Source organism: Staphylococcus warneri (assembly GCF_900636385.1).
Lineage (GTDB): Bacteria > Bacillota > Bacilli > Staphylococcales > Staphylococcaceae > Staphylococcus > Staphylococcus warneri.
The window spans coordinates 960,789-973,166 of sequence record NZ_LR134269.1 but is presented as its reverse complement, the minus strand read 5'-3'; the positions used below and the strand labels follow the sequence as shown (position 1 = coordinate 973,166).

General features: G+C 31.5%; 13 protein-coding genes and 8 tRNA genes. 6 read left to right on the top strand and 15 right to left on the bottom strand.

Annotated features, from left to right (window positions below; translation table 11 throughout):
• Positions 1-93 precede the first annotated feature (93 nt).
• Entirely contained in the window at positions 94-162 is a 69-nt protein-coding gene (locus tag EL082_RS12160; RefSeq protein WP_100066984.1) for an epsilon family phenol-soluble modulin, read from the top strand.
• 870 nt (positions 163-1,032) lie between these two features.
• Here EL082_RS12160 and EL082_RS04880 read toward each other — a convergent pair.
• The 12 genes from EL082_RS04880 to hemE form a co-directional block, all read right to left on the bottom strand.
• A tRNA-Ser gene (locus EL082_RS04880) sits at positions 1,033-1,121 on the bottom strand.
• A 52-nt stretch (positions 1,122-1,173) separates the two neighbouring features.
• A tRNA-Glu gene (locus tag EL082_RS04875) sits at positions 1,174-1,245 on the bottom strand.
• A gap of 1 nt (position 1,246) precedes the next feature.
• Positions 1,247-1,321: transfer RNA gene (locus tag EL082_RS04870), tRNA-Asn, on the bottom strand.
• Positions 1,322-1,328: 7 nt separating this feature from the next.
• A tRNA-Gly gene (locus EL082_RS04865) sits at positions 1,329-1,402 on the bottom strand.
• A 21-nt stretch (positions 1,403-1,423) separates the two neighbouring features.
• Positions 1,424-1,499 (bottom strand) — tRNA-His (locus EL082_RS04860).
• A 13-nt stretch (positions 1,500-1,512) separates the two neighbouring features.
• Positions 1,513-1,585, bottom strand: a tRNA-Phe gene (locus EL082_RS04855).
• A 13-nt stretch (positions 1,586-1,598) separates the two neighbouring features.
• Positions 1,599-1,674 (bottom strand) — tRNA-Asp (locus tag EL082_RS04850).
• Positions 1,675-1,689: 15 nt separating this feature from the next.
• Positions 1,690-1,763, bottom strand: a tRNA-Met gene (locus tag EL082_RS04845).
• Between the two features lie 440 nt (positions 1,764-2,203).
• Positions 2,204-2,758 (bottom strand): RBBP9/YdeN family alpha/beta hydrolase, encoded by a 555-nt coding sequence (locus EL082_RS04840; protein WP_049416186.1) that lies wholly within the window; start codon positions 2,756-2,758, stop codon positions 2,204-2,206.
• A 131-nt stretch (positions 2,759-2,889) separates the two neighbouring features.
• Entirely contained in the window at positions 2,890-4,287 is a 1,398-nt protein-coding gene (gene hemY, locus EL082_RS04835; RefSeq protein ID WP_015364876.1) for a protoporphyrinogen oxidase, read from the bottom strand.
• A gap of 21 nt (positions 4,288-4,308) precedes the next feature.
• Entirely contained in the window at positions 4,309-5,232 is a 924-nt protein-coding gene (hemH, locus tag EL082_RS04830; protein WP_049416181.1) for a ferrochelatase, read from the bottom strand.
• Positions 5,233-5,293: 61 nt separating this feature from the next.
• The gene (hemE, locus tag EL082_RS04825) at positions 5,294-6,331 is read right to left on the bottom strand and encodes a uroporphyrinogen decarboxylase (RefSeq protein WP_002466820.1); all 1,038 of its coding nucleotides are present in this window, start codon (positions 6,329-6,331) and stop codon (positions 5,294-5,296) included.
• A 334-nt stretch (positions 6,332-6,665) separates the two neighbouring features.
• On the opposite strand from hemE, the gene traP reads away from it, so the two are divergent.
• A complete protein-coding gene (gene traP, locus EL082_RS04820) occupies positions 6,666-7,169 on the top strand; it encodes a signal transduction protein TRAP (protein WP_002466817.1) in 504 nt (167 codons plus the stop codon).
• Positions 7,170-7,228: 59 nt separating this feature from the next.
• Here traP and ecsB read toward each other — a convergent pair whose 3' ends face one another.
• Together ecsB and ecsA are read right to left on the bottom strand one after the other, a co-directional pair.
• Positions 7,229-8,452 (bottom strand): ABC transporter permease EcsB, encoded by a 1,224-nt coding sequence (gene ecsB, locus EL082_RS04815; protein WP_049416178.1) that lies wholly within the window; start codon positions 8,450-8,452, stop codon positions 7,229-7,231.
• Positions 8,445-9,185, bottom strand: a complete 741-nt coding sequence (ecsA, locus tag EL082_RS04810; RefSeq protein ID WP_002466806.1) for an ABC transporter ATP-binding protein EcsA — start codon at positions 9,183-9,185, stop codon at positions 8,445-8,447. Before ecsA ends, ecsB begins: the two co-directional genes overlap by 8 nt.
• 131 nt (positions 9,186-9,316) lie before the next feature.
• Between ecsA and EL082_RS04805 the strand changes: the two genes are divergently transcribed.
• The 4 genes from EL082_RS04805 (at position 9,317) to prsA (ending at position 12,113) form a co-directional block, all read left to right on the top strand.
• Positions 9,317-9,742 carry an HIT family protein gene (locus EL082_RS04805; protein WP_002466803.1) on the top strand — a complete coding sequence of 142 codons (426 nt, stop codon included), beginning with the start codon at positions 9,317-9,319 and terminating at the stop codon, positions 9,740-9,742.
• 77 nt (positions 9,743-9,819) lie between these two features.
• Positions 9,820-10,191, top strand: coding sequence for a YtxH domain-containing protein (locus tag EL082_RS04800; protein ID WP_002452114.1), 372 nt, complete (start codon positions 9,820-9,822; stop codon positions 10,189-10,191).
• A gap of 194 nt (positions 10,192-10,385) precedes the next feature.
• The gene (locus EL082_RS04795; RefSeq protein ID WP_002466819.1) at positions 10,386-10,943 is read left to right on the top strand and encodes a DUF3267 domain-containing protein; all 558 of its coding nucleotides are present in this window, start codon (positions 10,386-10,388) and stop codon (positions 10,941-10,943) included.
• Positions 10,944-11,120: 177 nt separating this feature from the next.
• Positions 11,121-12,113 carry a peptidylprolyl isomerase PrsA gene (gene prsA, locus EL082_RS04790; protein ID WP_002466825.1) on the top strand — a complete coding sequence of 331 codons (993 nt, stop codon included), beginning with the start codon at positions 11,121-11,123 and terminating at the stop codon, positions 12,111-12,113.
• Positions 12,114-12,264: 151 nt separating this feature from the next.
• On the opposite strand, the gene EL082_RS04785 is transcribed toward prsA, so the two are convergent.
• A complete protein-coding gene (locus EL082_RS04785) occupies positions 12,265-12,360 on the bottom strand; it encodes a type I toxin-antitoxin system Fst family toxin (RefSeq protein WP_126474883.1) in 96 nt (31 codons plus the stop codon).
• Positions 12,361-12,378 lie beyond the last annotated feature (18 nt).

The following is a 12,378-nucleotide window of genomic DNA, read 5'->3' as shown; positions in this document are numbered from 1 at the left end:
CTTGGGAAATACGTATATAAAATAAGAAAAAAATCCCTAAAAAGATTAAAAAAGATTTATATTAAAGATACAAATTATAGGAGGTGAATCACAATGCAATTTATCACAGATCTTATCAAAAAAGCAGTAGATTTCTTCAAAGGTTTATTTGGTAACAAATAATCTGCATCATGATCATCCTGGAACTCAAGTTCCATAATCCTATGGCCCTAAAGCATACCTTATCGTATCGCTTTAGGGTTTTTCTTATATGTTTGATATGCTATATGTGGATTATGTGGATATAGTTTTATTTAATTGGTAGACAAAGTTTGAATGAAAAAGAATATATTATAAATATTATTGTTACTAAGATACTCAGATATGCTTCATATATGACTTTGAAATTATAAACAGACATAAAATAATTGCAATGTTTTCAAAATCAATTGCAAAATTTCTGATAACCTTAACCCCTTCTATTTTTATAATCCCAAATCTGGTGATTACTAACATTTATTATATTGTTAAACAGTGACTCATAATCATATTGACTTCTCTTATAACTTTCATTTGAATTTATCCATAAAAAAAATAGAGATTGAAATAGTAATACTTCAATCTCTATAATATAATTTTTTGTTTAATTGTATAAATTCTCATGATGTACCTCTTTAAATTAAAAAAGGAGGAAGAGTACAAAACTCAATCCTGCATAATACTATGATATTCATTATTACGCCTTGCCTCATAGTAAGACGGCTACTGTAATTAATGTATTTTGTTTTAAAGTCCACGCATGGTCGTTGACTTATATATATATTATAACATTTTTATTTTATTTCTCAATATATAATTCTAATGTTTTATTTCTTTTTTTAACGTTGTGTGGTTGTCTTTCTTTATGGTCTTCAATTTTTGATTGGGCAACTTTACTCACTTTTATTAGAATTTAGACTTTCATTTAAATTCTCTTATCCTCAAATTAATGCCTAATTTAAAAGAAAACAAAAATAAGCCTAGAATGGATTAAAACCATTCTAGGCGTTTTTACGGAGAGTGAGGGATTCGAACCCTCGAGACGCTTGTGGCGCCTACACACTTTCCAGGCGTGCTCCTTCGGCCAGCTCGGACAACTCTCCATCATAATATGATAAATAAAAAAACAGAAGCGATATTTCACTTCTGTTTGTATGACTCCTACGGGACTCGAACCCGTGTTACCGCCGTGAAAGGGCGGTGTCTTAACCGCTTGACCAAGGAGCCATGGCTCCACAGGTAGGACTCGAACCTACGACCGATCGGTTAACAGCCGATAGCTCTACCACTGAGCTACTGTGGAATAATAATGGAGCGGGTGATGGGAATCGAACCCACAACATCAGCTTGGAAGGCTGAGGTTTTGCCATTAAACTACACCCGCATGTGAAATGTAATACGATTATGGGGCGGTTGAAGGGAATCGAACCCTCGAATGTCGGAACCACAATCCGATGCGTTAACCACTTCGCCACAACCGCCAAAAATGACGAATGGTTCAGGACAGAGTCGAACTGCCGACACATGGAGCTTCAATCCATTGCTCTACCAACTGAGCTACTGAACCATAATATTAATAATGGCGGTCTCGACGGGAATCGAACCCGCGATCTCCTGCGTGACAGGCAGGCGTGTTAACCGCTACACTACGAGACCTATTAAAACTATGTATTGCGGGAGGCGGATTTGAACCACCGACCTTCGGGTTATGAGCCCGACGAGCTACCGAACTGCTCCATCCCGCGATAATATTATTTTTGACTACTTGATTATTGTACCATCATTAGCTTAATAAAGTCAACACTTTTTTAAAACTAAATTTACATTGTTTGAATTAATAAAACAATCGATACGTTCAAGTTGCTTTAATACGCTCTCGCTTAACACTTTATTAGTATATTAAGTTTGTTACTATTAGTCAATATTAATTCCAAATTAAAATGTGTAAAAATTACTACTTGATTTCATTTTATAACAAAAGTGTCTAAATGGCCTTCTATTATATTAACTTTCATCCAATATTGATACCTTTTCTATTAAATGATCATCTTCTATTTTTCATGTTTTCTGTTTTTCGTCCCTTACTGCTACTAAATGGATCACAATATCAAATGACTAACGCCATACTTATCTATTCTAAATAAGTACGGCGCATATTTAAAATTATATTATTAATTTCCCTACCCTATTGCGTCATAAATCCTTGCATACGATTTTGTAGTGATGTGAATGTAGTAAAACCATCCTCTTCCATAAAATGGCCACCATCTTCAACAACTCTCATACGTCCATCTAAGGTATCCATAAGTCGCTTCGTTTCTTTATATGAAACATGTGTATCATTTTTAGAACTCAAACCATAAAAATGATCTACTTTACTTTTAACTCGTTCATAATTAATCGTTACTCCATGTAAATCAATATTTTCATCTATGTCTACTGCATCATCTTTAAAACCAGCAATACTGAATAGCCCTTCAACATTTTGTTCTAATGTTTCTATAAATTTCAAAGTCGCTATCGTTCCAAATCCATGTGTTACAAAATATGTATCTTTCTTTCTTACATTTAATTGTTGTTGCATTTGCTTAACCCACATATCAATTTTAGCAGAAGTATTAGCTTCTAAATTAAAAAGAGAGACTTTATATCCTTCTAACGTTAAATTGTGACCTAACCATTCATACCAATGATTATGTGCATTTCCTACACTTGAATGAACAATGATGACATCTGTCATTTTTATCAACCTCACTTCTAGATTAAGTAGCAGTCTTTATCATGAACGTATTTATCTTTATTCTATATCAAAAGCACTTTAAAAAGACATTGTTATCCTTTTAAAGTGCTTTAATTAAATTATAAAACGTATTAACGTAATTCCTCTAGCATTTCATCAACCGCATTATGACCTTGTTGGATACAATCAGGTAGGCCAACCGCTTCAAATGGCGCCCCTGTAATTTTTAATCGCGGATAAGTTCGTTTAATATGTTCTTGAATTTTTCTAATTTGTTTAATGTGACCTACATGGTATTGAGGCATACTTTTCGGTAATCGATTGACTATTGTGAATTCAGGATCACCTTTAAATGTCATCATTTGTTTTAAATCACGACGTACTATAGAAACAATTTCTTCATCTGTGTGATCATCCACAACAGTATCACCTGGTTTACCAACATAAGCTCTTATTAAAACTTTGCCTTCTGGTGTTGTAAATGGCCATTTTTTAGATGTCCATGTACATGCCGTAATATCTGTATTACTTGTTCTAGCAATTACAAAACCAGTACCATCATAAGTATTTTCAATATCTTTTTCATCAAATGCTAGGACAACTGTTGCCACTGTTGTTGAATCCATCGTATTGAAATAATCAAACGCTGGATCATGATTGAACCATTGCATAAACACTTGTTGAGGTGTAGTGACTAATACACCATCATATACTTCATTTTTACCATCAACAACCACTTGATAGTCTCTTTGAGATACAATAATATCTTCAACTTTAGTGTTATATTGAATGTCTACACCTTGATTTTTAACAGCTTCTTCAAGTGCTTCGATAAATGAGCTTAAACCATGCTTGAACTGTTTAAATTGTCCTTTAGGCGCACCTGGGTATAATTGACGTTGTTTAATACGTTGTTCTTTTTCATCTTTCATACCTTTAATTAAGCTACCAAAGGCTTCTTCTTTTTCTTTAAAATTGGGAAATGTACTCATTAAACTTAAGTCATCTATATTTGTACCATAGATACCACCCATTAGTGGTTCAATTAAATTCTCAAGAACTTCATCACCTAAACGTTGTCTAAAGAAATCACCTACTGAAATGTCATCTTCTATCTCGATAGGCTTTTTAAATAAATCTAATCCAGCTCTAAGTTTACCTAATGGTGAAATTAATTTAGTTTTGATAAAAGGTTTAATATCCGTTGGTATGCCCATAATAGAACCACCCGGTATCGGATATAATTTATTTTTAGCATAAATGTATGATTGACCTGTCGTATTGGTAATTAAATCATTACCTAATCCAATTTCATTAGCTATATCAGTCATAATCGTTTTTCTACCTAAATAAGACTCTGGGCCTAATTCAATCGTATAGCCATCTTTACGGTATGTTTGGATTTTTCCACCTGGTCGATTGGTTGCCTCATAAATGGTTACATTTAAATGAGGATTTTGTTTTTTCATATAGTAAGCACTTGTTAAGCCGGTTATACCTGCACCGATGATTGCTACATTCTTACTCAAAATCATTCACGCTTCCTTCTATTAAAATACTGATTTAATTTCGTCTACAATTGCACCGATAAATAATGGATGCGTATTAGGCATGTCTGGACGATAATAATTTGCACCGATGTCGTCACAAACAACTTTACATTCATAGTCATTATCATATAAAACTTCTAAATGTTCGCATACAAATCCTACTGGTGTATAGATAAAGTTTTTATAGCCATGCGCATCATATAAATCTCTTGTTAAATCCTGTACGTCAGGCCCTAACCAAGGTGTACCAGTATTACCTTCTGATTGCCAACCTTCAGCAACATGGATAATATTTGATTTAACTTTTAATTGTTCTGCTGTGTCATGTAGCTCTTTAGGATATGGATCATTGTTTCTTTCAATTAATCCTTTAGGTAGACTGTGTGCAGATACAACTAATACAGTATCGTCATGTTCTTCAGATGGAATCTGTTTTAAAGTATCATTAATTTGGTTAGTCCAAAATTCTAAGAATTTCGGTTGGTGATAATAATGTTTAACATGATGTAATTGAATACCGTATTTTTCAGCCTCTTGATCAGCACGTTCATCATAAGAGCCGACTGAAAAGCTTGAATAATGTGGTGCTAAAACTACAGTTACTGCTTCAGTAATCCCATCATTATTCATAGACTCAACCGCTTCTTCTATATATGGTGAAATATGTTTAAGACCTAAATATAACTTAAATTCAACATCGTCATATGCGCCGTTTAAGGCATCTTTTAATGCTTCTGCTTGTCTGTCTGTAGTACCTGCTAATGGTGACAATCCACCAATAAATTCATAGCGGTTTTTTAAATCTTGTAGTTCTTCATCTGTTGGTTTTTTACCGTGTCTGATATCAGTATAATAAGGTTCAATGTCACTTTCTTTGTAAGGTGTGCCATAAGCCATTACTAATAATCCTATTGTTTTACTCATTTATAAAACCACCCTTTAATCTAATCATATTACTTACGTTATTCAAATTGAATTAATAGAACTACTGTTGAGTATAATCATGTACAAATTGACTTACTTTGCGAAGTGTTTCTGGTTGAACTTCTGGGAAGACACCATGCCCAAGGTTAAAGATATGTTTGCCTCTAGACATACCTTGGTCTAAAATGTCTTTTAATCTCTCTTCAATTACTTCCCATGGCGCTAATAGCAATGATGGGTCTAAATTGCCTTGTAATGTTTTGTTTACGCCCATTTGTTGAGCTTGCTGAATGGATGTTCTCCAGTCTAAACCTAGCACATCAATTGGTAAATCATTCCATTCGTTAATTAAATGACTCGCACCAACACCAAACAATATAACTGGAACTTGATGTTGACGCTTAATACCATTTACTAGTTTATCCATACCTGGCTTAATATATTTTCTATAATCCTGAACATTTAAAGCGCCTACCCAAGAGTCAAAGATTTGAACCAACTCGGCACCTGCTTCTATTTGTGCATTAACGTAATCTATGGAAATAGCAACCAAATGATCCATTAAAGCAAACCAAGTAGCTTCATCTCGATACATCATTGCTTTAGTTAAATTGTAATTTTTAGATGGTCCGCCTTCTATCATATATGAAGCTAAAGTGAATGGAGCACCAGTAAAACCAATTAACGGTACATTTAATTTTTCTTCAGTTAATATTTTTATCGTATCTAAAACATATGGTACATCTCGTTTTGGATCAATTTGAGAAAGTTTTTCAACATCTTGTACTGATTTAATTGGATTTTGTATCACTGGTCCGATTCCAGATTTAATTTCAACATCTACACCAATAGGTTTTAACGGTGTCATAATATCTTTATATAAAATCGCAGCATCTGTATTGTAATTATCAACTGGTAAGTGTGTGACATATGCACATAATTCAGGTTGATGCGTAATCTCGAATAACGAATATTTCTCTTTTAATTTACGGTATTCTGGTTGTGACCTCCCTGCCTGACGCATAAACCAGACTGGTGTATGGGATGTCTTTTCACCTTTTATCATTTTTAAAATCGTATCATTCTTGGTATGCACCATTTAGTCCCCCTAAATTAAAATCATTCTTATCTATAATATCATATTGTATGTTCGTTCGTATTTTATTGTGCTTAAATGTCATAAAAAAGACATAGTAAAATTATTTGGAAATATGAACTACTTACAAATTGTCATAATTTTTTATTTAGATATTGAAATTCAATATAATAACTCGTCATTTTATATCATGGATATAATATAATTCCATTTAATTTCAGTTTAATTTGTAATAAATCAATACATTCTTATACATTTATTTTAAAAATCAGACTTTTAAGGTAGAAAATAAAAAATGATAATCGTATAATTAATAAAAACAAGGGAGGTAACTGTCATGAATTTATATACATCTTATGGGACTTATGGATTTTTAAATCAAATTCAACTTAATAATCCAGACCATGATTTATTCCAATATTCAGCATCAGATACTTCAGTTATATTAGAAGAAACTGAAGGAAAATCTGTACTAAAACATCCAAGTGCATATGAAGTATTATATAGCGTGGGCGAATTTAATGAAGAACATTTTTACTGCGCTCTATTCATTCCTTCATCTGAAGATCATAAAAATCAATTAGAAAAACAATTACTTCATTTTGGTGCACCTTTTGACAATTTCGGCGGGTTCAAAAGTTATCGATTATTACGACCATTAGAAGGCAATACATATAAATTGTATTTTGGTTTTGCTAATCGTAGTGCATATGAAGACTTTAAGTCATCTGACTTATTCCAAGATCATTTTTCTAAAGCAGCATTAAATCAATTCTTTGGATATAGTGGCCAACATTCAAGTTACTTTGAACGTTACTTATATCCAGTAGATCATAATTAAAAATAAAAAAGTTGTCCTATAGCAAAGATATTACTTTTGCTATTAGGACAACTTTTTATTTAATCTCTTAATAATGTTTCTTGGTATTTTAATTTTTTAATCGTACTTCTAATCGTTAAATATCCAACTAAGAAGAATACGATTGAAAAGAAAAATAATGTTGGATTCGTAATTGAAAATGTAATTGTAAATATCAAACCAATAATAATCATAAGTCTATATAAAAACTTCTCATAACCTTTGATAACAATTGTATCAGGTACAGGCCAAACCTGTGGCCATAGTCCATAAGCTTGTTGAGTATAGAACTGAGACATTTGTAATAATGTGATATACATAAATAAACTACCTATTAATATAGAGATTACCGGATTTGAAAGCCATACCATTAATATCACTGCTATAAGTGTCAATCTTAATATGATACTGAAAGCATCTCTACCTCGTACAAAACTTCGTATAAATAAATATAAGTACATTTGATTAGCATTAAATTTCCGACCTTTCGGTACCGGTAAAATAAAATCTAAATAACTACGTCTAACCGCTGACTCTCTCAAATGTTTGACATCGGTAAACATATTTACAAATTTATAATAATTTGTATGATGTCTATGTTCTAATCCAATCATTCTATCCCATGGATATAATTGTTTGTCTGCTTTAGGTTTTAAAGTAGCAATCAATACTAAAATTAATAAAGTGACAATTAACGCTAAATACGTTTGTAATCCGAGGATCAAATAATAGTTCATACTTAAAATAATAAAAAAGCCTATATTCATTAACCAAGTTGATACACCTAATCGATAACCAATCCATCTTAGGCATAACACTAAATAAGGTAGAATGAGTGCGAATACTACAAAAACAATATAGTATTGCAAATGGTGATGATTCAATTTATAAAATAATGGCAATGGTACGATGAGTAATACCAATTGCGTTACTATTCTTGCAAAGTAACTATATTGTATACTTAATGTCATATAGCTTTTCATGTACTTTTCAAATGGTAATAAAAAGATTTGATCTGCTTCTTTTAATAATGTTCTTAATGGAAATAATGAAGCAATCGCCAAAATGATACTAGTTATAAGTGCATAATCAATATGCTCCGGTATATGTTTTAACCACTCACCATACCCCATGATAAAAGCACCAAACAAGATTAAAAGAAAGACTGTAAAATGACCATTAAAAATAAATTTATTATAGTAATTTTTTTCTTTACGTATCGCCTTTTGACGCTTTCTAAATAATATTGTTGCTTGATTATTCATTGGCATGTCCACCTTGAGTAACATGTATATAAATATCATCTAGTGTATGATGGTTGAGCCCAGTTTGTGCCCTTAATTCATCTAAATTTCCAAAAGCGACAACTTCACCTTTATCTAAAATAATAAAACGATCGCAATAGCGTTCGGCAGTTGCTAAGATATGTGTACTCATCAACACAGTGCGCCCTTCATTTTTCTTTTCTACCATTAAATCAAGCATGGACTGTATACCTAACGGATCTAAACCTAAAAATGGTTCGTCAATAATATACAATTCAGGATTTACGATAAACGCACATATAATCATCACTTTTTGTTTCATACCTTTTGAAAAATGGCTTGGAAAAACCTTTAATTCATCTTGTAATCTAAATATTTTTAATAACGGTTCTGCCCTTTTCATTGCTTCATCTTGTGATAGTCCATATGCCATTGCAGTCATTTCAATATGTTCTTGTAACGTTAATTCTTCATAAATAACTGGTGACTCTGGAATATATGATAATTTTCGACGATATGTTTCAATATCGTCAGTTATATTAGTGTTAGAAATTGATAATGATCCAGATGTAGGAGTTAAAAGTCCTAACATATGTTTGATAGTAGTACTTTTACCAGCACCATTTAGACCTATTAATCCAACGATTTCGCCTTCTCTTAATTCAAAATTGATATCTTTAATTACAGGTCGTTTACCGTAACCACCTGTTAGATGTTCTACTTTTACTGTCATAAGGCACCTCCACGAGACCTATTGTATCAAAAATTATGAATTACACCTAAAATTAGCTATGATGAATGACGAATTTTTGTTAGTAATGCTATAATATATTTTAAGATGAAGAGAAGAGGAGTGTAATCAACATGTCTGAAACGATTTTCAGTAAAATTATTACTGGTGAAATTCCTAGCTTTAAAATTTATGAAAATGATTATGTCTATGCCTTTTTAGATATTTCTCAAGTAACGAAAGGTCATACACTTTTAATTCCTAAAAAAGCTTCAGCAAATATCTTTGAAACAGATGAAGAAACAATGAAACATATTGGTGTTGCCCTTCCTAAAGTAGCGAATGCAATTAAAAAAGCATTTAATCCTGATGGCTTAAACATTATACAAAATAATGGTGAATTCGCTGATCAATCAGTTTTCCATTTACATTTCCATTTGATTCCAAGATATGAAAATGACATTGATGGCTTTGGTTATAAGTGGGAAACACATGAAGATGTAATAAATGATGAAACTAAAAAAGAAATTGCTGCTCAAATTCAAGCTCAATTTGAATAATCATGCTTAATTTGTATTAAAATGGGTATAAGATGAATAATACAATTATCCGAGATATAAAAGTGAGGAGATTTATAATGAAAGTAACACGCGTATTGTTTGGTATTGGCGTAGGTGTTGCCGCTGGTTTCGCAGTATCATTGCGTAATCGTGATGACCAAAGCGTTAAGAATAACACTATTGATGGCGGACAGCCAACTGGCGCTCAATCAGAGTTACAACGTGAACTAGAAACAATGAAACAATCATTTAATGACATATTAAATTATAGTTCACAAATTAAAAATGAAGGTACAGAGTTCGGTAGTTCAATCGGTGATGAAATTAAAACATTAATCGGTAACTTCAAGTCTGATATTAACCCTAATATTGAAAAGCTACAATCTCACATTGAGAATTTACAAAACCGTGGCGAAGAAATTAGTAATACATTTTCTAAAGAAAAATAAATAATTTATTGTATGGTATTCCCTATTCAAAAATGTAATCATCGATTGCAATTGTTGAATAGGGTTTTCTAATATATTGACACACCTATTAAAAAAATATTATTTGATTGATTTATCCTAAATTCCTATTGACTTCATCCATAATTCAATAGATAATACCATACATATATTGACTAAGAAATGAGGCATGTTGCATGTTTTTATGTACAAGACAAATTGATATTCATGAAAGATTTGGTATCCCTAGAATTGCATTCATGAGTATTGTTGGTACCATTATAATGTTTTTGTTTAGTTATGAAGTCATGTACTTTTTTAGTAACACGCCATTATCTGATAAACATTTCCTAATTGTGCTTTTACTTGTATTTTTTATGTATCCATTACATAAAGGGGTTCATTTATTATTTTTCCTACCCTTTTACAAATCATTTCGAATTCATAAATTAACACGAAAAAAATGGATTCCATATTTTAATACTTATGTAAACACACCCATCCATAAAGTTTATTTTTGTATCAATTTGATATTACCTTTTATATTAATATCATCATTATTTATTTTTTTATGTATGTATTTTCCACAATATGGACATTATTGTATGTTTCTATTAGCACTTAATTTTGGTTTTTCTGTACTTGATTTACTTTATTTAAAAATTTTAGTGTTTTCAAATTATGGGAATTATATTGAAGAACACCAATCTGGCATACACATTTTGAAGAAAGAAAAATTTATCGCTTCTATATAGGTTTAAATATAAACTGTCTTTCAAGTTATTATCTTGATTGACAGTTTTTTTATGGGGATTGTTTTTAATCTTTAAATTACCTAGTACTATAGTCCTAAAGAGAGGGTTTTGAATTGGTACCTTCCCTTTTATATGTTATATTTACGTTGATTATATACATAAAGGAGCTAACAACATATGAAAGCATTTAACAAAATCATGATACCAGTGACTGCTAGTGCCCTTTTACTAGGTGCATGCGGATCAGATGCGACAGATTCAAAAGAAAACACGCTCATATCATCTAAAGCTGGAGATGTTAAAGTTGAGGATGTTATGAAGAAAATTGGTAAAGACCAAATTGCTAGTAAATCATTCAGTATCGCTCTAGATAAAATTCTCGCTGATAAATATAAAGATAAAGTAGATACTAAAGATATTGATAAAGATATTAAAAAAGAAGAAAAGCAATATGGTGGTAAGGAACAATTTGAAAGTGTCTTAAAGCAACAAGGTATGTCAATGGATGATTACAAAGATCAAAAACGTTTATCCGCATATCAGAAAGAATTATTAAATGATAAGATAAAAGTGTCTGATAAAGAAATCAAAGATAATACTAAAAAAGCCTCTCATATCTTAATCAAAGTTAAATCTAAAGACAGTGATAAAGAAGGATTATCAGATAAAAAAGCAAAACAAAAAGCTGAAGAAATTCAAAAAGAAGTTTCTAAAGATCCAAGTAAATTTGGAGAAATCGCTAAAAAAGAATCTATGGATAAATCTAGTGCTAAAAAAGATGGTTCCCTTGGTTATGTAACAAAAGGACAAATGATGGAAAGCTTCGACAAAGCGCTATTTAAACTAAAAGAAGGCGAAGTTTCTAAAGTTGTCAAAACTGATTATGGTTACCATATCATTAAAGCTGACAAAGAAACTGACTTTAACTCAGAAAAGTCAAATCTGAAATCTAAAATTTTAGAACAAAAAATTCAAAAAGACCCTAAATTATTAACTGATGCTTATAAAGAAATCCTGGACGAATATAAAGTAGATTATAAAGATAGAGATATTAAAAAAGCTGTTGATGATACAATTTTAGATCCAGACAAGATTAAACAACAAGAACAACAATCATCACAAGGTGGCGCTAGCATGCAACAAGGTGCTCCAGGAATGACAGGATCATAATTCGTAATTAGCATAATAGATAGTAACATTTTGCAATCTTAAATACACATGTTATAATATATGTAACAAAGATTTCAGTATGGAAACACCAATCCCCTCACTATTTGCGGTAGTGAGGGGATTTTTTAGTGTAGCTACATATGTCGCCTATTTACTTGTCGTTACGATGGCGTAGCCATTGCGCAAATAATGTAACGATACAACCACTAATAACAGTAGTTGCGATATGAACAAAGATTTCAGTCATGGAAGTAACACCCCCTCT